Annotated in this window: 15 protein-coding genes and 1 pseudogene; 3 read left to right on the top strand and 13 right to left on the bottom strand. The window is 41.3% G+C overall.

All coding sequences use genetic code 11. From position 1 onward, the window contains the following. Positions 1-99: 99 nt before the first annotated feature. Genes BLW31_RS21635 through BLW31_RS21625 form a run of 3 tightly spaced genes read left to right on the top strand, consistent with a single transcriptional unit; the run spans position 100 to position 6,009 of the window. The gene (locus BLW31_RS21635) at positions 100-2,301 is read left to right on the top strand and encodes an alpha-N-acetylglucosaminidase (protein ID WP_029425726.1); all 2,202 of its coding nucleotides are present in this window, start codon (positions 100-102) and stop codon (positions 2,299-2,301) included. Positions 2,302-2,324: 23 nt separating this feature from the next. Further along, entirely contained in the window at positions 2,325-4,904 is a 2,580-nt protein-coding gene (locus BLW31_RS21630; RefSeq protein WP_010539490.1) for a glycoside hydrolase family 3 N-terminal domain-containing protein, read from the top strand. 22 nt (positions 4,905-4,926) lie between these two features. Further along, complete coding sequence (locus tag BLW31_RS21625; protein WP_029425725.1) at positions 4,927-6,009, top strand: SGNH/GDSL hydrolase family protein; 1,083 nt, start codon at positions 4,927-4,929, stop codon at positions 6,007-6,009. 728 nt (positions 6,010-6,737) lie between these two features. Here BLW31_RS21625 and BLW31_RS24970 read toward each other — a convergent pair. The 13 genes and pseudogenes from BLW31_RS24970 to BLW31_RS21565 form a co-directional block, all read right to left on the bottom strand. Then, a complete protein-coding gene (locus BLW31_RS24970) occupies positions 6,738-7,298 on the bottom strand; it encodes an SGNH/GDSL hydrolase family protein (RefSeq protein WP_022300982.1) in 561 nt (186 codons plus the stop codon). Continuing rightward, complete coding sequence (locus BLW31_RS24965) at positions 7,244-7,678, bottom strand: SGNH/GDSL hydrolase family protein (RefSeq protein ID WP_010539487.1); 435 nt, start codon at positions 7,676-7,678, stop codon at positions 7,244-7,246. Before BLW31_RS24965 ends, BLW31_RS24970 begins: the two co-directional genes overlap by 55 nt. Before the next feature lie 183 nt (positions 7,679-7,861). Next, positions 7,862-8,908 carry an SGNH/GDSL hydrolase family protein gene (locus tag BLW31_RS21615; RefSeq protein WP_087935390.1) on the bottom strand — a complete coding sequence of 349 codons (1,047 nt, stop codon included), beginning with the start codon at positions 8,906-8,908 and terminating at the stop codon, positions 7,862-7,864. A gap of 27 nt (positions 8,909-8,935) precedes the next feature. Next, the gene (locus BLW31_RS21610) at positions 8,936-9,970 is read right to left on the bottom strand and encodes a phosphodiester glycosidase family protein (protein WP_029425723.1); all 1,035 of its coding nucleotides are present in this window, start codon (positions 9,968-9,970) and stop codon (positions 8,936-8,938) included. A 2-nt stretch (positions 9,971-9,972) separates the two neighbouring features. Then, the gene (locus tag BLW31_RS21605; protein WP_010539484.1) at positions 9,973-11,391 is read right to left on the bottom strand and encodes a DUF5009 domain-containing protein; all 1,419 of its coding nucleotides are present in this window, start codon (positions 11,389-11,391) and stop codon (positions 9,973-9,975) included. A 13-nt stretch (positions 11,392-11,404) separates the two neighbouring features. Next, positions 11,405-12,826, bottom strand: a pseudogene (locus BLW31_RS21600) (sialate O-acetylesterase); the annotation flags it as partial. Positions 12,827-12,832: 6 nt separating this feature from the next. Further along, positions 12,833-15,502, bottom strand: a complete 2,670-nt coding sequence (locus tag BLW31_RS21595; RefSeq protein ID WP_010539482.1) for a calcineurin-like phosphoesterase C-terminal domain-containing protein — start codon at positions 15,500-15,502, stop codon at positions 12,833-12,835. Positions 15,503-15,526: 24 nt separating this feature from the next. After that, positions 15,527-16,855 (bottom strand): alpha amylase family protein, encoded by a 1,329-nt coding sequence (locus BLW31_RS21590; RefSeq protein ID WP_010539481.1) that lies wholly within the window; start codon positions 16,853-16,855, stop codon positions 15,527-15,529. A gap of 28 nt (positions 16,856-16,883) precedes the next feature. Next, positions 16,884-18,260, bottom strand: a complete 1,377-nt coding sequence (locus BLW31_RS21585; protein WP_010539480.1) for an alpha amylase family protein — start codon at positions 18,258-18,260, stop codon at positions 16,884-16,886. A 75-nt stretch (positions 18,261-18,335) separates the two neighbouring features. Then, entirely contained in the window at positions 18,336-20,003 is a 1,668-nt protein-coding gene (locus BLW31_RS21580) for a DUF5018 family protein (RefSeq protein ID WP_010539479.1), read from the bottom strand. A 16-nt stretch (positions 20,004-20,019) separates the two neighbouring features. Then, positions 20,020-21,651, bottom strand: a complete 1,632-nt coding sequence (locus tag BLW31_RS21575; protein ID WP_010539478.1) for a RagB/SusD family nutrient uptake outer membrane protein — start codon at positions 21,649-21,651, stop codon at positions 20,020-20,022. Positions 21,652-21,664: 13 nt separating this feature from the next. Next, positions 21,665-24,811 carry a SusC/RagA family TonB-linked outer membrane protein gene (locus tag BLW31_RS21570; RefSeq protein WP_022300985.1) on the bottom strand — a complete coding sequence of 1,049 codons (3,147 nt, stop codon included), beginning with the start codon at positions 24,809-24,811 and terminating at the stop codon, positions 21,665-21,667. A gap of 22 nt (positions 24,812-24,833) precedes the next feature. Then, complete coding sequence (locus BLW31_RS21565) at positions 24,834-25,904, bottom strand: DUF4434 domain-containing protein (protein WP_010539476.1); 1,071 nt, start codon at positions 25,902-25,904, stop codon at positions 24,834-24,836. Positions 25,905-26,004 lie beyond the last annotated feature (100 nt).

The raw sequence follows: 26,004 nt of genomic DNA, 5'->3' as shown, positions 1-26,004 counted from the left end.
GTAAATTTCACATTTGCAATCGAGGGGTGTCCGAGGGAGGGCACCCTTAAAATTCTTATAAAAAAACATTTTCCTCGCATTTGAATAGACGACATGCTTATGAACAATAAATACTTTTATCTTATACTACTTTTTTTTATGGTGAGTTGCCAAAGAAATCAAGATCCGGCTACAAATACACTTAGTGAGATGTGCGAACGTTTGTTTCCTCAACATGCTCACTCTTTCCAATTTCAACTTCTGACTGATTCTGTAGATATAGACCGCTTTACACTTGAGTCTGACAATGGAAAGATTCTGATTAAAGGAAACAACCGGAATTCATTGGCCGTAGGACTAAACCATTATTTGAAGTATTACTGTCAGGCACATGTCTCTTGGTATGCTTCGGATAGTGTAGTAATGCCTGCTCAACTACCTGAAGTAGAAGCTCCCGTTATTTTACGTTCAAAATGTAAGAATCGTTTCTTTCTTAATTATTGCACCTTTGGCTACTCTATGCCCTACTGGAAATGGAGTGATTGGGAACGACTTATTGACTGGATGGCTCTGAATGGAGTAACTATGCCATTGGCTATCACCGGTCAAGAGTCTATATGGTATAAAGTATGGACGGAGATGGGACTGTCTGATGAGGAGATTCGTACTTATTTTACAGGTCCGGCTCACCTTCCTTGGCATCGTATGTCAAACGTAGATTATTGGCAAAGTCCGTTACCTCAATCATGGTTGGCAGACCAAGAAAAACTACAGAAATTAATTCTTGAACGTGAACGGGCTTTTGATATGACTCCCATTCTACCAGCTTTTGCGGGACATGTTCCCGCTGAACTAAAAGAACTTTATCCAGAAGCTAAAATCTACACAATGAGTCAATGGGGAGGATACGATGAAAAGTATCGTAGTCACTTCATTGATCCCATGGATTCGCTTTATTCAGTCATTCAACGTCGTTTTTTAGAGGAACAGACAAAAGTGTATGGCACCAACCACATTTATGGTATCGATCCTTTCAACGAGGTAGACTCACCCAACTGGAACGAGGAGTTTTTGTCCAATGTATCTGATAAAATTTATAAATCGATACAAGATGTGGATTCCGCTGCTCAATGGTTACAGATGACGTGGATGTTTTATCATGCCAAAGAGAAATGGACTCAACCCCGTATCAAATCCTTTTTAAATGCTGTTCCCCAAGATAAACTGATTTTACTTGATTATTATTGTGATTATACAGAAATATGGCGTGATACAGAGCAATACTACGGGAAACCTTATATTTGGTGTTATTTAGGAAATTTTGGTGGAAACACTTTTTTAGCTGGTGACCTGAATGATGTAGATTTTAAAATTGATCGACTTTTCAAAGAAGGAGGCGATAACGTATATGGTTTGGGAGTGACGCTTGAAGGTCTTGATGTAAATCCTTTAATGTATGAATTCGTCTTTGAACGTGCATGGGAAAATTCAATGCCTGCCCACCAGTGGATTGCAAATTGGGCCCAATGCAGAGGGGGGAATGTAGATAATCATATTGTTAAAGCATGGAAACAACTATATGAGAAGATCTATACCTCAGCAGCCCTTTGCGGACAAGCAGTATTGATGAATGCTCGTCCACAGTTAGAAGGCGTAGAAGGATGGAACACACTTCCCGGGTACGATTATAAAAATATCGATTTGTGGGAAATCTGGAAGGAGTTGCTGAAAGCTGAAGGAGTATATCATTCTGAATATCATTTTGATGTAATTAATGTGGGAAGGCAAGTTTTAGGTAATCTTTTTGCTGACTATCGTGATAAGTTTACCGATTGCTATCGGAAAAAAAAATTGGAAGAAACTAAGGTGTGGGGACAGCGTATGGACCAACTTTTGCTCGATGTAGATCGATTGCTCTGCTGCAGTCCTGTTTTCTCAATAGGCAAATGGATAAAAGATGCCAAAGATTTTGCAGTGAATGAACAAGAACAAAAATATTATGAAGAAAATGCACGGTGCATTCTTACGGTGTGGGGACAGAAAGATACCCAGCTTAACGATTATGCCAATAGAGGATGGGGAGGATTGACACGTACATTCTACAGAGAACGCTGGAAACGTTTCACAGAAGAAGTAATTGCCGCTATGACCAGGCATAAAAACTTTGATGAAGAGAAATTTCATCAGGATATTACACAGTTTGAGTATGAATGGACATTGAAAAATGAAGATTTTCCAATCACTTCTGAAGAAAATCCAATATCTTTGGCTAAAGAACTGATATTGAAATATGATGATGACTTCCGCTCATTATATCCGTAATTGTTAACTAATTTTTCGTAACTATGAAATTTATAATTAAAAATATTCTGATCATATGCTTATTTTGTTGTGCCTCTTCATTGAATGCACAGCATACATTTCCATACAAGAATCCATTACTTCCCACTGAAGAACGGGTAAACGATCTGTTGAACCGTATGACGTTACAGGAAAAAATAGCTCAAATCAGCCATTTGCAATCGTGGGATGTATTTGACGGACAAAAGCTCAATACCGCCAAGTTAGCAAAGATGTGTGGTGATAAAGGGTATGGCTTTTTCGAAGGCTTTCCACTCACGGCAGCGCAATGCAGGAAGAACTTCCGCATTATTCAAACCTATTTACTGGAGCAGACACGTCTGGGTATTCCGGGTTTTTCGGTAGCAGAGTCACTTCATGGAGTGGTGCATGAAGGTTCTACTATCTATCCGCAAAATATAGCTATAGGCAGTACATTTAATCCTGCATTGGCTTATGAAATGACAAAACATATTGCGGGTGAACTTAATACAATCGGGGTAAAACAAGTGTTAGCTCCTTGTATAGATGTAGCTCGTGAGTTACGTTGGGGCAGAGTGGAGGAATCGTTTAGTGAGGACCCCTTCCTTTGTGCTCGTATGGCTGTAGCAGAGGTTAAAGGATATATGGATCATGGCATTTCACCAATGGCAAAGCATTACGGACCGCACGGCAATCCATTGGGCGGCTTAAATCTGGCATCAGTGGAGTGTGGCATTCGTGATTTATTTGATGTCTATCTGAAACCTTTTGAAGCCATACTGGCTGAAACCGATATTTTAGCAGTTATGTCAAGCTACAATGCCTGGAACCGTGAACCCAATTCAGCTTCAAAATTCATGCTGACTGATATTTTACGTGACCGTTTTGGCTTCCGGGGCTATGTTTACTCTGATTGGGGAGTTATTGATATGTTGAAGAACTTCCATAAAACAGCTGATAATGATTTTGAAGCTGCCAGTCAAGCACTTACGGCCGGTTTGGATGTTGAAGCGTCGAGTCTCTGTTTCAAGTCGCTTGAGAGTAAAGTGCTGGCTGGTGAGTTTGATGTACGCTACATCGACCGGGCGGTGAAACGTGTGTTACGTGCTAAATTTGAATTAGGTTTGTTTGAAGACCCTTATCTTGAGAAAAATTCATATCGTTGGCCGTTACGTGCCAAAGAATGCATTTCACTTTCACGTCAGATTGCTGATGAATCGACAGTACTTCTGAAAAATGAAGGTAATTTGCTTCCATTGGATATAAAGAAACTTCGGTCGGTGGCAGTAATTGGTCCTAATGCAGACTGTGTGCAATTTGGCGATTATACATGGAGTAAAAACAAAGAAGATGGTATCACACCGTTACAAGGCATCTGTCGTTTGGCAGGCAAAAAGGTGAAAGTGAACTATGCCCAAGGCTGTTCTATCGCTTCGTTGGATCAGTCAGGTATTGAAGAAGCTGTACGTGCGGCTCAACAGAGTGATGTTGCATTACTATTTGTTGGCAGTTCAAGTACCGCTTTTGTACGCCACAGCAATGCCTCTTCTACCAGTGGCGAGGGAATTGACCTTAGTGGTGTTGAATTGACTGGTGCTCAAGAGGAACTGATTGAAGCGGTCTGTGCAACAGGTAAACCGGTAGTCCTAATATTGGTAGCCGGTAAACCGTTTGCTATACCTTTCGCTAAAAAAAATGTCCCTGCTATTTTAGTTCAATGGTATGCTGGAGAACAAGCAGGTAATTCCATTGCCGATATTCTTTTTGGTAAAGTAAATCCATCAGGGAAAATTAGTTTTTCCTTTCCTCAAAGTTCCGGTCACCTTCCCGCTTTTTACAATCATTTGACCACTGATAAGGGATTTTATAAAGAGCCCGGAACTTATGAATTGCCGGGACGAGATTATGTGTTTTCTTCTCCGAACCCTCTTTGGGCTTTTGGTCATGGATTGAGTTATACTACATTTGATCTGGTTTCAGCGATTGCCGACAAAACTCACTATCAGGCTCATGACACCATAGCCGTAAAAGTAAAGATTGCAAACAGTGGAGAAGTTGCCGGCAAAGAAGTCGTTCAACTTTACATACGTGATGTTGTCAGTACTGTTATGACACCAATAAAGCAGCTGAAAGCTTTTGAGAAGATAAGTTTGAACCCGGCCGAAACGAAAGAGATCACATTGAAAGTCCCCATACACGAACTCTACCTGACCGATAATATCGGTAATCGCTACTTGGAACCCGGGACTTTTGAGATAAAAGTGGGCACTGCATCAGATCGCATAACCCATCGTATTTCTATCGAAGTAGGGCGTGAACCTGAGAAGACTCCTGTAATTGATTCTCCTCAAATCATTAAAGTCACGCCTAGTGGCGAGTTTATTACTGTACAGGGATTTGTACGTGATGCACAAGCTACTCCAGTAGCTTATGTCACGGTTCGTGCCATTTCATCCGGTCAAGAGACTCAAACTGATGAAAAGGGATTCTATTCTATCAACCTTCGGACTGATGATTCCATAGCTTTTGCCAAAGCAAGATTCATCACTCAACAAATGGAGGTGAAAGGACGCAAAAATATTAATATCAGATTAGTGAAGTAAAGAACTTTAATCATAAGATACTATGTCATTTTCAGTTTATAGGAAGATAATAAACTTTATTTTATTACTTATGGCAGGTAATCTGTCTGCTCAGGTAACCTACTATGATGCGGCTGAATTCCAGTTATTGGGAAAGGCTACCACTGCTACCACAGAGCGGTATGTACGTTTGCCCGATTCATTGGAACATATTTCTCGTTTACCGTTATGGCAACTAAGTCGGAATTCATCGGGTATGGCAGTGCGTTTCCGAAGCAATTCCACTCAAGTTGCAGTAAAATGGGAATCATTGGTTAACTTCCATATGAATCATATGACTGATGTAGCAGTGAAAGGACTTGACCTCTACTGTCTGGAAGGAAAGAACTGGTACTTTGTGAATAGTGCCTGTCCCACGGGGAAAAATACGGAATCTAGCCTCATCAGCGGTATGGAAGCCAAAGAACGGGAGTTTATGATTTATTTGCCGCTATACGACGGACTGGTTTCTTTGTCGATTGGAATCGATGCTGATGCCAGTATCAATCAGCCCGCGGTGGAAAGTCCTGTACGTGAAAAACCTGTAGTATTTTATGGAACCAGCATTCTTCAAGGCGGATGTGCCTCCCGTCCGGGCATGGCTCACACCAATATTATCTCACGCCGTTTGAATCGGGAATGTATCAATCTTGGATTTAGTGGTAATGCTTTTCTTGATCTTGGAGTAGCTCAAGTGATGGCTGGAGTAGATGCCGGTGTTTTCGTGCTTGATTTTGTACCCAATGTCACGGTAGAGCAGATAAATGAGCGAATGGAGAGGTTTTACCGTATTCTTCGTGACAGACATCCTCACACACCTGTCATCTTTATTGAAGATCCACAATTCATGGATTCTTACTACAACAACACCAATGCCCGGAAAATTAAGACTTTGAATGATGCCTTACGTCGTATATTTAATGAGTTGAAAAAAGGAAAAGAAAAAAATATATACTATATATCCTCAAAGATGATGCTTGGAAGCGATCGTGAGGCAACAGTAGATGGCATTCATTTTACCGATGTGGGTATGATGCGTTATGCTGATCTGGTGACTCCAGTGATTAAAAAGCTACTTAAAAAATAGTGGTTTTATGGCTCATTCACTATTAACTTTGTCTGAAAACAAACTATATGAGAAAGAGTAATGCATATTATTATGATCCTTGCATCAAAGCTATAGATACGGGGTATCATGGTATTATTTGAGAAATCGATAATCAATATGACTGTCTTATGTTGAATAGAATGTCTTTATGCTATTTTTTCTTTACTTTCGATGACTGATGCTTTTGATAAATAGATGAAACTAGAGTGAGAAACCACTAAGATATAGAATTTATATACAGAATTGTGCATAAAACAGCTGTCGTTTGCATATAAATTACCGTATTATTTGCTCAAAACATAAGGTTGATTGTTGTGAAACATAAGAATGATTGTAATGAAACATAAGGTTGGTTTTAAAGGAACGTCCCATTGGTTTAAAAGAAACGCTAAGTACGTTTAGAAGGAACGTATTTTAGCCCTGAAATAGGGGGTATTTCATTTATTAGACCCAGTTTTAGGCTAAAAGTTAATAATCAGAATAATGCGAAGTAGCATAAAAAAATAAGATGTATTACAGGATAGTGTGAGAAATAACGTAAAAAGAACATATACATGGATATATCTGCAACAAAGTGATTTCTTATAATGGCAAATCTCTGCCATTTTATCCTCTATTCTGTACAGTGGATGGAAATACGCCTGACAGAGAATTTATAATTAGCAAAATGACAAAATGCCATTTTGCTAATTATAAATTCTCTGTCCTTAATAAAATGATTCTGGTTTTAATGGCCAATCTGTAATCGTTGATATATAGGGAATCAATGATGTAGCCATTTTTGTCTGTCCTTTATAGTTGGGATGCCATACTGCTCCTAAGTCTGTAGTAACATTAAAAAGTCCTTCGGGAAGAACGGCTATATAAACTTTCTTGTCATTCAGTTCTTTGCGCATACGTTCCATGTATTCAACGATCTGTCGTTGGGCAATAGCCGGACTGATACATAGCACAGGGATATCTCCATAATTCTCACGGAGACGATTGATCAGTAGTGTATAAGCATGAATAAACTCATCTTCCAATGGATATAATCCGGTTGAGAAGTCATTGCTCCCTAAATTGATAACGACCAGATCCGGCTTGTATGTTTTAAAATCCCACTTTTTATCCAGATCCATATCAAATGTATTCAGCATACGGTCTTTCATTGTCACGGCAGATACCCGGACAGAATCACCATAATTGCGTACTACTCCTCTTCCGGAGTGTGCTATAAGTGTGTAGTCCGCATCAAAGTAGCGGGCAATAATCGTGGCATAAGACAAATTGCAGTTTCAGTTTCAGCTTTGTAGGGTTCACTACGATCTTTTCCTTCAACTCCATAACCACACGTCAGTGAATTACCGATAAACTCGATATGTCTGGATGGACGGTCCGTTTCCTTTTCAAGTTTTCCTCCGGCAGAAAGCACAAATTGATGAATCGTTGTTTTGCCCCATTCTCCTTCAGTGCGTTTCTGAATCAATACGCGATGTACTCCCTTGTCAATGCCGGATATAAAATTAATCAGAGTGTCCTTGCCGGTAACTTTTACAATCTTATGCAAAAGACTGTCAATAAAGACGTTGTAATAATTGATGCCTGTATCTGATACTTTCAGAGACAATTCACCGCCCGAAAGCCGTGTACGGAGATATGAATGCAAAAAATAAACGTTTCGTCATGACTTCTATCTTTATTTTAATTCAAATCTGAGAATTTCTTTGATGTCTGTAGCCGACGCTGCTATGATGCCGAAGATTACTAATACTGAAGAATCAACCATGAATATTTATCTTTCTTTATTTACACACGAAATAAAATTCGATCTGTAAATTCATAGGTTTTACTACTTCATTAATTTTTTAATGATTGGAGTCACCAGATCTGCATACCTCATCATTCCTAAGTCTGTAAAATGAATACCATCCACTGTTGCTTCCCCGTCATTACCTATCATGTTTTTCGAATGAATCAAGTATATCTTCTTTTCACCTTGTTTCTTTAGTGAATTAAATATCTCATTTAAGGTCTGATTTTTCCTTTTCACTTCACGGTCTATTCTTTGGTCGAATAATGTGTGAGTGAAGACAGGGTCTTCTATAAACACAATGGGCGTATCAGGGTGCTTATCCCGGATGATTCGGTAGAAAGTTTCCATCCGTTCCCCCATTTGTTCAACGGAAGCATTGGGTACAAAATCCAGCACAAAGACACTGGCATCTACTTCTGACATTATTTTTGCTACTTCCAGATCGAGCAATGCATTGCCACTGAACCCTAGATTAATACACTCTCGGTTGAGGCGTCGTGAAATGATGTTAGTATGTGCCATTCCCGGACGCGCTGCACATCCTCCTTGCAAGATACTGGTACCGTAAAAAGCAACAGGCTTTTTGCGGACCGGACTGTCAACTAAAGGTTGGTCAATAGTTGACAATGAGTCTACTCCGATAGACAGGGAGGCGACTCCGTCATATAAAGGCAGATAGAGCATGTATTCCCTTTCTTTGGGCTGCATGTTTGCAATAATCGTTGCACTGTTCGTTTTAGCAGTAGGGCGGGCACTGTTGACAAAACGCCAGTCACCGTTTTCCTGAAGGCAATAAAGGTCGAGTCCTTTGGTTCCTACATCCGTCATATGATTCATATGATTATTAAAAAGAGCCTCCCATTTTACCGCTATTTGGGTGGAGTTACTCCGAAAACGTATTGCCAGACCTGCGGAGTTACGGCTTAAATTCCACAACCGTTCGCGAGATACGTTCTTCAATGAATCCGGAAATCTTTCATAACGAGTTCCGGTAGCTTCAGTGGCTTTCCCAAGAAGAGGGAATTGTGACGCTTCATGATACGTCAGTTGTGCTTGCAGGTCGAATCCAAACAAGCACAACATAGTAAGAATAAAAAAATGTTTCATCATTTACTTAATTCCGACAGCAGTCAACACTTTCCGTTGCTTGCCGTCACTGCCTTTAATTGTTTCTTTTCCGTTGACCAGCATACATGACGAGCCGCCTCCATCTAAATTTAAAGCCTCTGTACAACCCAGATCCTTCATAACTGTGGCTACATTGGCAGTAGTTAATCCTGCTACTCCTTCTGTCATGTTTCTGCCTTCGCATACAAAGATAATCATTTTTTTATTATTTGTATATCCAATGGCGGTACGAGGTTGATTAGATGCAGCAGAAATATTCAACATCTCCTGTACATAGGTATTTTTGATTTCACCTCCACGCAGTAAAACTGTTACTCCTCCGATACCGGTGGTTGCTTCCAATGCCTTCGCACCACTGGGAAAAGTAGATGACGGTGCCGGAAGCGGGTCCTTTTTTATATCATTGTCAGCAGGGGCAGGGTAACAGTAATTGATTCCATCGGAACCTTGATAAGTCCATGTGGTTTGAAATGTTCCATCTTTCATCTGACAGAAAGCTCCTAAAGTCGGATACCACATCGTAACCCAGTCCTCTGAATAATAATTCTGATTAGGAGCTAGTAATTGCCCATTACGAATTACCAGATTCTGTGAATAATAGAACCCGCCGCTAGCGAAGAACAATCCGCCATTAACAACGATAGGATCTTTAGAAGATTCATAAAATTCCGAAGGAGTATTCAATGCCTTTCCTCCATATCCATTAGCTTCTTGTGAAAAGGCAATATCTCCCAGAACTTCGAATTTAGCTTTAGTCATATCGGCAACGGCTATATATGCAATAGCCTTTTTCCCGGCTAAATTCTCTGGAGATTTGTATACTTGAATATAATCGGGAAGTTTGCCGAGATTATCGACAGCCGTCCATCCTTGTTCTATAATATCAGGATTCGGGTCTTCTTCTTCGGTATCCTGATCCCATTCCCACGGATGATCCGGATAGTTCTCTCCTCCACATGAACATACGGAAAAAGCAAATAAGACTGTTGCTATAAAATACAATCGTTTGATTATCATAATCATGTCCTCCAAAAACATTTTAGTTTGGTAAATAATATCGTTATAAGTAAAGCCAGAGAAGTTACAATGACTCCTCTCAAAAAGCCAAGCCATGCATTTTGATCCAGATAAGACAGGTAAGTTCCCAGTCCTGCGAGGTTTAATATCGGCAATACGACCAGTTGAGTGGATACATAAGCAATCATAGGATTCTGACCTGCGTATTCCAGTGGTCGTGTCAGTCTTCTCCATGAGTAGATATCACACATGATGGAAAAGGCAATCATAGCCATAAATGCAAGTCCAGCTGACAGAAAATAGTAGCTGTAGGTAGAAGGATCTTTCCGGATGCCTCCTTCGTAGGCTTCAAAAGCCAGTCCCAGTAGTACCAGATAAGCACCTGCTTTAAATAGCCTGTACCAATAATTGGCATTTTTCCCTTCAATCTGTAGCAAAACGTACAAAATGCTTAGGATAATGATACTTCCTGCCAAGTTGAGAAGCAAATACCGCATATACAAACCGTACAAATTCAAAATAATAAGTCCGATAGTAAGCAGGAGTATCCAGGGCATTCTTTTATGCTCGTCATTGTTGGAAGCTATAGATGGCGTTGTCTGTTTGCTCTGCAGCCATCCGTACAGATACTCTCCGGCAATCGTACCGGGAATTACGATAAACAGATATTTCAGGTAGGCAAACTGATACATCCATGGTAACGGAGAGAATGTCATCACAGCATGATTCCATGATTCCGGATTCTCTTTCCCCAGAAATACTGCCATGATAAATGGCAGTATGCCGATACGGATCCACGGCTTATTGATTGTAAAAGTATAGATTAACGAACCGAAGATTGCCATATTGGCTAATACCAGAATGATGATATTGCTATATCCTAAACTAAAGGTCCGCCCATCGGCATACGTGATGTTCAGCAACATGATGACACCGATGGAATAAGCAGCTATTTTAATCAGTAATCTCACGTATTCCGGCATCTTGAACGGGATTCTCATAAACATGGGAAACATCAATGCAAAACCGGCTAACGCAATCAGCCATGACCGGATATCCTGTGGAGAAGATACCACCCAAGGATAGATATGTTGAATGTAAATAGCAAAAAAAGTCAGACGAAAACCTCGCAGTACACTATCGTATACAATCTTCCAGCGGGAGCTGCCTTTTCTGTATTTGTTACCTATTGAAAAAGGGAAGGCAGCTCCCATAGCAAACAAGAAAAAGGGAAACACGAGGTCTACCCACGTGATGCCATATATAGAACCATCGAATACAAAATTAGAACGAGGTCCTACCTGGGCATGATACATCCAGCCGGGGAGTACTCCCCAAGCGATACTTCCGGAAAGCACCATCGTAAGAATTGCATATCCTCGGAGGGCATCCAAAGAAGAAGCTCGTATATTACTGTTCATATTTATTTTTTTATTGTTGTACTACGATTCGGAATGGTGAAGCCGGTATCTCCGCATTATTAAAAAGATCACCTTCCATATAATTGCGGAAACAATAGCGCACTTCGACGGGATGGGATATGGAATCATTCCATACTTTTACACGTGCGGAGCCATTTATAATTTCTGCTTCTGCCGGCACAATCCTTCCATTCTTATCTACCAGTTCGAATCCTTTCAGTCTTTGGTTTTCGGGAATAAGTCCTTCATTGCCGTTCTCAAAAGTGATTTCTACCACATTTCCTTTCAGTTGACAGCTTTTATAGAAAGGCCCTGCATATAAGAAACCTTCTTTGCCATAGGTTTTTGCCAGTGCCCAATATGCCAGCCGCTCACCGACCTTGATTTTATAAGGAGGATGAATAAACTTCTCACTTCCTGCATCGGTCGTTGTCACCATCCCTACATTGGGAACTTCGTACATAAGTTCCAACTGACACTGACGAAACCATGCCCGGTCCAGCTTATCTTTCCCTTCTGCCTGCCAAGGAGTGATTTGCACATAATATAAGGGCATTCCGGGATTATTGAAAAATTCTCTCCACTGTGCCACCATGGCAGGAAACAGTTTCTTATAAAGAGTCGGATTGGGAGAGTTCGACTCTCCCTGATACCAGATAACCCCTTTGACCGGGAATCCTTTCCAAGGATTTACCATTGCATTCCATAACAAGGTAGGGGTACCTGCAGGCCATTCAAACTCGGCTTGGTTGATATCCGGCAACTGGACTTCAGGAAAGTGTTGCAAAGTTTCTTTATCCATCCAGGTTTCTATTTTCGAAGCACTCCATGAACAATGAATGAGACCGACAGGGACATCTAATGAACGCTGTAACAAGTCACCGAAGAAATAAGCGACAGCACTAAAATCTCCGACTTCTTTGGGAGACAACTCCGACCAATGACCTGTGACGCCCTCTTCTTTAGGAGTTGTACTCCAATCTCTCTTGACGGTAAACAGGCGTAGTTCTCGCTTAGGATCGGCGGTTACAATATAAGGTTGCGAACCGTACACCGGTTGTCCGCGAAATCCCCTGACGGGCATTTCCATATTAGATTGTCCCGAGCAAAACCAGACTTCGCCAATCAGAATATTATTCAGCGTCAGTTTTTCGCCATCCGAAAAGGAGATTGTATAAGGACCGCCTGCGGCAGGAGTGAGAAGCTTTAGCTTCCAGTTACCTTCCTGATCACTCCGGGTCGTTACTTTATGCTGATTCCATGATGCAATCGCAACGATTTGTTTATTGGCGGATGCTTTTCCCCTAAAGATTACTTCCGATTGTTGCTGCAACACCATGTTGTCTCCCCAAATGGAAGTTAGCTTGACTTTTGCCTGTATTCCCAATGGGAATAACAGGCAAATAATCCATAAGTAATATCTTAGATATTTCATTGTTTCTTATTTAGAAATTGTTTGCAGGTAAACATTACCGAAGCGGTCTGTAACTTTAATTTCTATGTTAGCTCTCGGATTTTCAGGAGTGGCACGAAACATGTGACCGGTGTTTGCTGCTGATATCCAGCTTTGCATGGTTCTTTTCTTATCCGTACATACTTTGTGTGCATAAGGGTCGACTCCTGTATATTGAGTCATTGCTCCCATTACTTTCCCGTTTTCCAGCCATTCTACTTTCCAGTTCTTATCCCAGTTCCATACGTTTGCTATAATGTCTTTTGGAAACTCCTTGGATGTTCCTGCTCCGTAACTACGGAATTGGTAATCTTTCGGATGACCGACACTTTTATAATACCATTTTACCTGATTGCCGTCTACTTCATAGACTCCGTATCCTTGGGGAGTTCCGTCTATGCAGACATCTGCATGCCACCAAATGCCGCATACGGCAGCTGTGTTATGTTCCATCTGATGATCGTTGAATACGATATTGGAGTTAGAATGAAGATGTCCCGTCAGAAAGTGGGTTTCGTATCCGTCCAATAATCGGTGAACAGATTCGGCATTGATCGTTTCTCCCGCCAGCATACCGTAATCATAGTTGAAAGGTCTTTTCTGTTCCGTTATCCGAGTGGGGATATGTGTCATGAAGAATACCAGTGTGCCTTTAGGTACATAAGATAAATCTTCTTCCAGCCATTTGAAAGTAGTTTCATCTACATAACCGATGTAGAAGTATTCACGTCCCACATAAAAGTTGTTGTTTATAACAATATAGTGGGCATTTCCTTTGTTGAACGAATAATGGGTAGGACCGAAATATCCTTCGAAAGTCCGGTACGATGTTTCATGAGTAGCTCCGTTACAATCGATATCGTGATTACCGATTGCGCGGTATATGGGTATATCCAGTTTCTTTGCTTTATCTATATAAGGTGGAAAGAAAGTGGCTGGTGTGTCCCAGAAGATATCTCCGCAATTCAGTCCGAATACATCACGATCGGTATGTTGGTCGATTAATTGTTTATAGTCATCGACGATGGGGGCGTACAAATCCCAATGTTCTTTCAAGCCGGCTTGTACATCTGCTTCCAGTACAAACAGATGTTTGCTGTCATCTTTAGGATTCTTCTTCAGGCGGAAGTTATATTCATTTGTCTTGCTCAGATCAATTTCCTGATAGAATCTGGGAATGGTCTGTTCGCAGTCTGTCAGGTATCCGGCAGGAGTTGTGATATATACAAAACGTGTATTTCCGAGATTTGGCAGATGATAGATACCGTTCTTGTCTGTAGTGACGCAACGCAGTCCGTCTGTCACTACCACATTGGCTATGCCTTTGCCGTCGCAGGTAACGGTTCCTTTAATCATTCCCGCTTCATCCAGCTTGGTTTCATCCAGTGCTTCTTTTAGTTCGTCCCACCATCCGTTACGGATAATATGTACAATATCAAAAATCATCACACCGTCCGATTCTTTCAGATTCATGCGTACCGCCTTCTGAAACTGATTTACATCTCGTTTGTAATCTTCTACATACAGTCCTCCGCATACGGGTACTGCATCTTTCAATAAGTATTTGGAATATTTGCAACCTCCTTCTACGCATAGATATTCTCCGGTAGAAAATTCACTGTCCGTTTCATTTTTATGTTTGCCGGATGACCGGTAATAATCGTCGAGTGTTACATTCCAATAATAATTCCCGTTTGTGTAGAAATCCAGTAATTCGGCAAATCCATAATTCTTATAGTCGGGTGTTGCCCAACTGAAGTCTTTGCTGACATCATACTTCTGGCTTGCCCAGTTTACTCCTACTTCGAAGTAGGTAGGATACCATGCCCCTGTGTAGGCCGCCAGCATACAATCGGGATTCACTTTTTTGATGGAAGTACGTACGTCTTTGATGAAATTATAGATGACGGAAGCCCTCCATGTCAGCCATTGATGATAATACGGACCACCGACACGGTCAATTCCTCCTTCAGCATTAGGCCGCCATTCAAGTATATCCTCCGGAAATCTGTCTATCTTCTTTCCTATAAACTTCTCGAACATTTTTCGGGATTCGGGAGAGAAATCAGAGTCGATACAATCGTAACGGGCACGATCCAGCATAATGCCGTCGAAAGCATAATTCCTGACTACTTCCTTGATAATGTCTATTTCGTATTTCTGCACTTCCTTTAATGCCGGATTCAGGAACATGGTAGGTTTTCCTTCTATTTCCGTTACGGGCAATAATCCTTTGCGTGGGACATAATTGATGGCCTGCCATTTCTTATGCTTATCAAAAACGGCACCACGCTTTACGATATTCTGTCCATCTGCAAAAATATTCATCCCGGCAAAGATAACCATCCCATGGGCATGGGCTGCCTTAATAAAGGTATTGATAAAGTCAAAATCCGGACGATCGAAATTCTTCCAGTTCTTTTTCTGTGCGGTGTATTTGCTGGGGTATAGCACTTCACCTGTGTTATCTTTTATATCCAATACTAAGTGAGTGATTCCTGCTTCATGGCATTTGTCCACATAGTAACGGATGGAATCCGGGTAGCTGAATCTCTGAAAATTTGCAGAACAATCCAACCACATCACTTTGGACTTTCCGGTAGCAAAAGCCACCATTCCAATCCATAACAGTAGGGAGATAATTGAGAGTCTTTTCATATGTTTATAGGATTCAAATGTTTATTATTCCAGAGCTCCTCCAGCTCTCATTCCATTTTCAACTTCTTTCCATAATCCTTTATTGATGATGTGTACTATGTCAAATACCATCAATCCGTCTGATGCTTTCAGGTTCATTTCGATTGTTGCCGAGAGTTTTGCGGGGTTATCATAGAATTGATCTACCAGGATACCCCCCATGAATTGATTGTCTTTCATTATATGGCGTAATTTCTGACACGATCCTTCTACCGAATACCATGTACCGCTTTGGCCTTGTGAATCGGTTTCGTTCCATACGGTTTTCTTATTCTTCAGAGATTCTTCGATTGTGATATCTGTATAGTAGTTGCCGGTAGCATAGAGGTCGATCAGTTCTGCATATCCATAGTTTTTGTATTCCGGAGTAGCCCAATCAAAATCTTTACTCGGGTCATACTGGTTACTGGCAAAGTTGACTCCCACTTCATAATAGGAAGGATACCAGGCACCCGTATAAGTACCAAAAGAAATGTCCGGATTGACTGCTTTTACTTCCTTTCGGGCAAGAGCCATAAAGTCGTAAATATTTTTGGTACGCCATTCGATCCATTTCAGAAAATGCTTGCCACGCTCGGGATAATATTTGCCGTTGGAGTCTTTCTTCCATTCAAAAATATCTTCCGGGAATTTTTCTACTTTTTGTCCGATATATGCTTCAAACTGCTGGCGGGAGATATCGGAGAAGTCGGCGGAAATACCATCATATCTTACTCTGTCCAGCATTAATCCGTCTAAATCAGGGTAACGTTTAACCAGGTCTTTCAGGACATTCAGAATATGTGTCCGAAAGTCCTCGTTGATAGGGTTCACCATGGCAGAATATTTTTTCTTTTCGTTTGTTATGGAAGTCATGCCTTCCGGAGTATATACAACAGATGCCCACTCGGGGTTAGTGGAATACACCAATCCGCGGTCAAAGTAGTTATGACCGGCAACAAATACATTGAGAGAAGCATGCACTTCTATTCCCAATTCATGCGCTTTCTTGATAAAATGTCCCAGATAGTCAAAGTCTTTACGTTCATATCCTTGCCATTCGCGCATCTTAGGTGCGAATTCTGTGTCGAACAATACTTCTCCCGTGATAGGGCGTACATCAACAACAGCGTGGGTAAAGCCCAGTGATTTTATCTTAGTCAGATAATAATCTATTGAATCGGGATGGCTGAAACGTTCAAAATTGGCTTCAGCATCAAACCACATCAAGGCAGGTTTTACATTTTTGTCTGCTGTCTGGGGTGTAGTGCTTTTACATCCTCCCAGTGCTGTGATCAGTAAAACGGATAAGAGTGCTAGTGTTATTTTCTTCATGTTATTATATGCTATTCAGTTATTCCTTTTATTTCATCGCAAGTTCGATGCCTTCTTTGGCATATTGCCACTGACCGGCTTTTTTCAAATGAATCATATCAAACAGGAAATATCCGTCACATACGTCCATACAAGCTTTTACAGACTGTACGATTGCTTGGTTTTCTTGTTCCTGGGTTGCCTGATTGTTGGTATCCCAGTTACCTACATCCGGACCTCCGGCTACAATAGGACATTCTCCTTTAATCTTATCTTTTGCCAATGAACAGAATCCTTCCATAGTCCATTCGGTAGTTCCATGTACTTTAAGCGGAGAAGCATAGGCACCGATAAGGATCTGATCCATGCAGGCAGCATAGCCATAATTCATATATTTGCCGGTTGCCCATTTGTAATAACGAGAGGTATCATAAGTGGTAGCAGCCCAGTTAACGCCTACATCATAATAGGAAGAGTACCAACCACCTACGTAAACTCCAAACTTAATTTTAGAGTTGACTTCTTTGACGGCAGTGCGTGCTTTCTGCATAAAGTCATAAATCACTTTTGCGCGGAATTCCAACCACTTAGTCATATATTTAGGATAGGTGGCAGGAAGACTGGAAGCACCCGGTGCCAAAATGTCGTCCGGGTAATTTTGGATTTTTATTCCTCCCATGTAAGCCTCGAATTGCTTACGGGACTCTTCAGAAAAATCGGCTTGCAGATTAAGGAAGCGTCCACGGTCTAAGAAGATACCGTCCAGATCGTAGCTTGCAAGATCTTCCAGTAAGTTACAAAGGAAAGTTTGTACTTCCGGATGGGCAGGATTGAAGAACTTGGCACTTTCACTAGTGTTCATTACACTTGTAATTCCTGTCTGCATGTTCATCTGCGTTGCCCATGCTGCTTTAGACTGATCTCTGTACAAAAGTCCTGTGCCTCCGTCGATCTGATTTCCACCGACAAAAGTATTAATGGCGGCATGGATACGAAGTCCCTGTTTGCGTGCTTCGTCAACGAAGGCTTGCAGGTAGTCCCATGTTGCTGTTCTTTCTACTTTGGTATAGTTGCTTCCGATCCAGGCATACATAAATTTGACCTGATCTACATGATTCGTTTTAAATAAAACATCTCCGGTAGTGGGACGTACATCTACTACAATATCAGTGAAACCGGCATCTTTGGCTAAAGCCAGATCACGGGCTATGTTTTCTTTGCTGTTGGCAAAATCGGGAAAGTTGGCAGCTGCGTCAATCCAGATATAACGGGGTTTGGAGGCATTAGGATTCTCTGTCGGTTCTTCGTCTCCTCCTCCGCTGGTGTCTCCCCAATAATCTTTTGAATCGCTGCCGCCACATGCCATGCACAAGCAGGCAGCTATTCCTCCTATAAATGCTTTTATTATATTTTTCTTGATATTCATTTTATACGACTTAATAGTTGAAGTAAAAAGCCTGTACCTGAAAGAGGTACAGGCTTTTTGCATAAAGATGGTATTTTACATGTCGATACAGTCACACTGTACGCAACCTACGTATCCATTGCAGAACATAAAGTAAACGTACATATAATAACCGTCATCAGAAACTTTCAAAACTACATCACCACAGTAATTACCGTTCGTATTTCCAAGAATCTTAGAACCATAGTTTCCATTGATTCCCAAACCGGTACTTCCGAAGTCAATAGCCTGAGTAGCTAACGAGCCTGATGAAAGATCGAACAAGTAGATATTATCGGCAGTTCCCCAATTCCATGGATTCACCAGATTTGAAGCGACATATTCCACCTTGTTAAATACTGTATAATCGACAGCATTCGGTACGTAGTTTCCATCAAGTGCCACTCCCTTATTCTTAATTGCATTTGTTTTTCCATCCATCCAGCATAGGTTGCGTGGTTCGGCGTAGAACGTAGTATAATAATCACTGGTCGGATCTGTCGGGTCAGAGTAAATGACATCAGCATTTGTTCCCCATCCGCCTATTCCTTGCGCTGTAATGATGTCCGGAGTCTGTGATTTAAGTACGCCATTTTCTACCTGCCAACGGGCAAACTGGCCTGAAGTGGCATAGATAGGAGCGGTAATAATAGCATTACTGTTCAGACTGCCACATACTGACAGTTTTCTGCCCATAGCCAGCGAAGTTGTAAATTCTATGTATTTCTCCGGTGCTTGGTCGACTCCCGAGGCTTTCCATACAGTAAAGGCTGGTCCGGCATTTGGAGTCAGATTCGTGAACAGGATATTTCCGTCCTTGTCTGCTGTTGCATAGAAATTAGTCAGACTACCTGCAAAGCTAATGTTCATTGTTCCTGCTTTTTCGCCATTCTTGGCATGCAAGTATACAGGATTCTTCGCACGTTCATTAATGACTACATAGTCATTTGTTACAGCAATACCGGTCGTCATATCGAAGCTGGAGATTCCTATGTCTGTCAGTTTCTTGGCCCAAATAAGTTTAGCACTGTTTGCACGCAAGCCGGCAGCAATCTTTTCAGGAATTTCCTTCTTGACGGTATACGTAGATTTAGTTGTACCGTTTTGCGCAGTCACAGTGACTTTCTGGTCTTGGTCGTAATTCAATGCAACCGTAGTCGGATCAGGTGAGATCGTTGCTCCGTGAGATATTGATACATCTGCTAAAACTTCACCTATACTTTCCAGGCTAATCAGAGAAATAGTTTTGGTACTTTCGTTGATAATACCTGATAATCCCAGACTTGTAAGATTGAATTTCGTGATTGTGCACTCATTACTTTTACGTATTTCTGCTACAACTTTATATTCGGTACTCGTACCGGTCTGATCTTTCACCGTAATATAATTGTCCTTTGTCATATCCATAAATAATAATGTCGGATAAACATATACATTATTATCAAGGTCAGCGATTACACGCATTTTCTTCAAGTCAGATGTTTGCAGAACGTTGTCTGAAAGTTTGGGGTAGTTATACGGAAATACAACTGTAATTATATGATTCGTATAATCTATTTCACTCGTGAAACTGTTGTCATCACTGTCGTCATCCGGGAAGGATGCTGTCAAATTGTTGATTATGTTTCGTTCAACAGTCGGATTAAAATCTTCCGGGCTGTGACACGCACTCATACCCATCAGAAACGCAATGACTGAAACGATTGATAATATTTTATTTTTCATTGTATTAAGCTTTTAGTTATTTCCATTCATCATATTGCTCAATTAACGCATTGTTTTTTATCTCAGAGGTCGGTACCGGCAGGACATATAATTTCTGCGGGAATTTACGATCCTGTCCGTCACAATCGATGTATTCGTATGTGCCGTTCGTTATCTTAAGACCATGGCAGCGATAGTTGTTATATTCGATGTGGGCCAGTTTCCAACGGCGCATATCCCAGAACAAATGTCCTTCGTATGCCAATTCTACTTTACGCTCATTACGATAATCTTTGAACCATGCCTCACCACTCGAAGACTTGCCCGGCAAATTCACTCCTGCACGAGCACGAACTCTATTCATTAAAGACTGTGCTTCACCGGTTTTATTAAGCCGGTATGCAGCTTCGGCTTTGTTTAGCAGAACTTCTGCAAAACGGATTTCTACCCATGCCTGTGAACTTTTAGTACCTTTTACATCAATCAGTTTCTCATCCAATAGTTTGCGCAAGAAATAACCAGTGGTTGTTTTTCCATACGAATAAGATTGTTCACGATAAGCCATGAAAGCTCCGTTTGTTCCACCTACACTACAGTCCATGACTTTACCTTTCCATGTACAGCCACGATAGATAATTGTGGCTGCGAAGCGTGGCTCTAGTTGGTCATAAGGAGGTTCTTTTGTGGTAGTGCCATGCCATTCGGTCCAATCTACCTTATTGCCGTTCTTGTCTTCATAAGATTCTACCATTTCCTGAGTAGGAGTACCCAAAGCACCAAAGTCATAACCATCACATTGAGGAACATAATATTGGTCAAAAGTGTGGTTGGGTCCACTGTCTTTATTGTAATCAAATTCCAGAATAGCTTCCTTATTGTTACCTTTCCAAGCATCCGCATAGTTGTCTACCAAATCATACAACTGAAGTTTTTCAACTTCATCGGCTGCATTATAGGCATCTTGCCAACGTTCTGCATATAGCATAGCACGTGATTTCAATGCATAGGCAGCCCCCTTTGTCACCCGGCCTTTATTGGCCGCATCCCATTCTTTTGGCAGGTTGGTAGCTGCAAAGTCCAGATCATCTGCAATGAACTGCCATGTTTCAGCTGCCGTACTCCGTGCTTTATCATTAGAGGCAGGAAGGTCGTCGTAAAGAATAACTCCGCCATGACGTTTAGCTAATTGGAAATAAACGTAAGCACGGAAGAAACGTACTTGGGCTTCCCATTTCAAATTCTTGTCTTCAGGGAATGTTGAGTATTGTTTCTGCATGGACAGGAATTGGTTCATCTGACGGATGTTACCGTATGCGAGGTCTTTATCCCAAATGTTGTAACGGCATCCATCCGGACTGATAACATCCGGATTGGTGACGTAGTTGTTCGGATGTCCGGCTCTGTCTCCTAAAGCTACCGAACCGTATTTGAATGTCTCAGTCAGACTTTCAGTCAAACTTCCGGAGAACTGTGATTCACCGAACTGACCATATTTGTTCAGATATGTATAGAAAGCATTCACATACTTATCTACATATGCTTCATCTTGCCAAACAATCTCATCACTTACAGTCGATGTCTGTTTGACACCGTCCAGCCAATCATTGCACGAACTGATGGTAAAGCCTAATGCTAGTGCTAATGATATATTTAATAATATCTTTTTCATATACTTCCGTTTTTTAGAATGTTAGTTTTACACCTAGCGTATAAGTTCTCTGTTGCGGGTAATAACCATTGTTTACAGCAGGAGATTCCGGGTCAATGTTGTATTTGGTCAGTCCGCTAAAGGTCAACAGGTTATAGCCTTCAACATAGAGTCTCAGACCTTCTATACCTGCAGGGTTCAGCCATTTCTTCGGGAAATTGTAACCAATTTGTGCAGTCTTCAGGCGCATATAGTTTCCGTTTCTGTACCAGAAGGTAGAAGAGTATCCATTGTTATTACTTGGACCAGTAATTTCCAGGCGTGGGAATTCTGCATTGGTATGTTCCGGAGTCCATGAGTTTTCAACCAGGAATGTCGGTGAGTTTCCTCCATGATAGAAAGGTTTGGTAAATGAGGTATTATCTTGTGTACCCGCAGAACCGCTGGCTGTATACTGACCGGTCAGGGCTACGACATTACCCAATCCCCAAGAGAACAACAAGTCAAAGTCAAATCCTTTCCAATTACCGAATAAGTTCAAAGAACCGGTATGTTTCGGAGTAGCACTTTTACCTACATAACCTTGATCTTGTGCAGCAGTAATGATACCGTCTCCATTTCTATCTACATATTTAATGTATCCCGGCAGGGCTTTATAACCTTTGACGGTAGCCGAATTAGCAATCTCTTCTTCGCTTTGGAACAGTCCATTGGCGATGAAACCGTATTTGGAACCTATTTGCTTTCCTGTCAGACGCTGATATTCAGGAGCATTATCCGAATCACCTACATATTTCAGCCAACGGCCATATGCATAAGACCAGATTAATTTCGCACCATAATTGAATTTGTTGATATGATTATAGTGAGTCAGAGTTAGATCAAATCCTTTATAATCATTTTTATTGACGTTTGCAGAACTGAAATAGTATCCGCCTCTTGAAGGAGCATATGCACCTGTGACTGTAGCCAGCTTGTCATATTCATATTTGTAGAATACATCAAATTCGACACCTAATAATCCGTTCCACATCGTTGCGTCAACGCCGACATTATAATTCAGACATTGAGCCCATGACAAATTAGGATTACCTAATACAGAAGCATACATCATTGTCTGGCTGCTTCCACCAATGATTACGGCATTTTTTGTAATGCCCATCGTATTTCTCCATTGGAAAGCGCTTACGCCACTTGTTGCAGTCTTACCAATACCGGCTCTTAGCTTCAGGTTATTGATCCAGGGTGCGTTGAACCAGTTTTCATTATTGATTCTCCAACCTGCGGAAACACCGGGCAATGTCACCCAACGTTTGTTCATTCCACCAAACAGGTAGCTACCGTCATGACGTAGAGAAGCTTCCAGATAATACTTATCGTCGTAATTATAGTTCACACGTCCTACAAAGCCCGCTACTCTTGTATGTCCGCTATATCCTCCGATGCTCGGGAACTTTTCTGCTCCGTTTCCGGTTTTATTAGTTATTTGATTAAGTTCATCCAGTTGGATAAAGTCCAGTCCGTAACCGGTTGCGCTCAACGCATTACTCTTATTCTCACGAGTTTCTGCGAGAAACATTCCACCTACGGTATGTTTGCCAAACTTATTATCATAGGTTACACTTGTTTGTGTAGTAAATGTATAGCCTCTGGATGCGGATTCACTCAAACTAATAGAGTTACCGGATGCATCTGTTCCTTTATAATAAGTTAATGAAGTGCTTTCACTTGTTGGAAGGTTCATTATCATCACTTCATAAGGATTACTCAGGATTTTGCTGAAGTTATAAGTTAAGTCATAAGCTCCCTGGAATTTGAAACTTAATCCTTTCAGCCATGGTGCGTCATACTTCAAGCTGAAGTTAGACTGAATATAAGAATAATTGGATTTGCTGTATCCTGATTCGTTGATAGATGCTAACGGAGCTACCGGAGAGGAAGCGGTCGGCGTAGATACATTGTAAGTTTTTCCATCATATTCGTAAGTATCGGGCACATAAGGCAAGGCACGAATAACTTGTTGTGGGACATTATGCCAGTCATCCGGATTAGCGGAATAACGAGGGGAATCTCTTTTCTCAATACGACCGGATACTCCTAATGTGAAGGTAAGACTCTTGGTTAATTTGGCATCGATATTGGAACGAAGGTTTAAACGGTTGTAACCATAATTGTCGATATTACCTTTCTCATCCAGATAACCGATAGATGCGAAGAAACGCACTCTGTCACTACCTCCGGTTGCCGATATATTATGGTGTGTACGAGTACCGGTACCATAGATCTTATCATACCAGTTTGTATTTCCCCAACCATCAACTCCATCTTTCATTTTCTGCACCATTTCTGAGGTAAATACTGTAGGGTCACCTTGTAACTCCCGTGCTTTATTATACCAGTAAGCATATCCGGGACCGTCCAACCACTCTTGTTGTTCCGCATTCTGGCTGAAACCGACCGAACCGGTATAAGTGATAGACATCTTTTCCGCTTTTCCCTGTTTGGTAGTAACGATGAAAACACCGTTGGCATCCAAACCATAAACAGCTACGGCAGAGGCATCTTTCAAGATAGATACAGACTCTATTTCGTTAGGGTCCAAGCCGTTAAAGTCGGCAGACGTACGGCGGATACCATCAATCACATATACAATACCGCTCTGACCGCGCATTGTCAGTGTTGCATTGTCCGATCCCGGCTGACCGCTGGACTGTACGGCTGCAACTCCGGCAATACGTGCACCAACTACGTTACTGATACTCATCGTAGGAGCTTTCAACAATTCTTTGTCGGATACTGTAGATATGGCTCCGGTAATACTGCCACGTTTTTGTGTTCCGTACCCAACTACCACCACTTCGTCCAGTGAAGCAACATCGTCTTTCATGGTTACCGAAATGAAATGCTGACCATTTACTTTGATGTCCTGAGTATTCATACCAACATAAGAGAATATCAATACATCATTATTTCGGGCATTGATACTAAACTTTCCATCCATGTCTGTTATCGTACCACTGGTCGTACCTTTGACGGCTACAGACACTCCTGGCAATGGTTCGCCACCACCATCACTTACTGATCCTTTTATTACGTTTTGTGCGAAACAACTCAATGTGCACATGAACGCAATAAACAATGAGGTCATGAACCTCGGATTCCATTTGATTCTTTTTTTCATTGCATTACAATATTAGATAGGTTTATAGAATAAAGTGTTCACAATATCTTTCATATAGGTGCCCGGCTTGCAGGTAAGCCGAGTTAGGGCTCATGAAATGAGAAAACTCAAATGTGATTGCATTTTCCATTCCAGCTCTTCTCGCAGCATCCAGCTTTAACAGCAGCTTTTCCCATTTGATAGGTAAGAAACGAATAGGCATGTCACGGTCGAAAGATTCAATATTGGTCCAGCATTTCATGTTGTATTTATCTGCCAGTTTCTTATTGATAACCAAATAGTCATATAATTCATGATAATCCACCTGACCATCTTGAAAAGCCATGATATCAACAGCTCCATTGACGTTATTCAATATTTCATCCCATTCTTCCTCATGCTCTTTCACAGACAGTGCTTTGTCGCCTGCCATTACCTGGTCTGTTTTTACTCCGTGTATATAAGGAGAGACCATGGTCGACAGATTCCCGGAAACTGCTTTGGCATGTTTCCCGACTTCTGCATAAATCTTGGACATATTCTTTGTGCGCCGGCTGATTTCTTGTGACAAATACCAGCCCTGGAATGATTTATGATGACCATATTTTTTCCAGACTTCGTCTATCAGTGCCATATTCAGATCTATTTCTTTCTGAAACAGTCCTTCCTGCCAGTACTTTCCGGAGTCATACATTCCAAAGTAAAAAGCCATATTGTATTTATCGGCTAATGTCAGGAACATTTCAACCAAGTCTACAGGGGGATAATAGACATCTTCTTTTCCTAATAAACATTGAAAAGGGGAGGCAATCCATTTGGCGAGACCGGCTCGAATGAGCACAACGGTATTGATTCCCATTTTCTTCATTGCTTTAAAATCCTGATCCCACTCTTTGGTACCCCAGTTCTGATGCGGAATATCCCAACTTATTTCATCCAGAAAAGTCGCTTTAATAGGCATTCCTTTTAGAGCATCGGGCGTAGCAAACGTCTCGAATGTCTCTTCGTCAGTAGCTACTTTTTTTATAGGAGTGCAAGCTGTCAGAAGCTTGCTGCCTGCTAACAGTGAACATGTGGCAAATGCGGTTTTCAGAAAATTACGTCGTCCATCCATAGTGTTGTTATTAATTTAGGGTTATAAACTTTCCAGTGTTTTCCAGCACTGATACAGTCCTCTCGGTACGTGGAAGCATCCTTTCCATTTTCCTCCTTTA

This window comes from Bacteroides faecis MAJ27 (genome assembly GCF_900106755.1).
Lineage (GTDB): Bacteria > Bacteroidota > Bacteroidia > Bacteroidales > Bacteroidaceae > Bacteroides > Bacteroides faecis.
The sequence above is the reverse complement of the archived record's forward strand: the minus strand, read 5'-3'. Positions and strand labels throughout refer to the sequence as shown.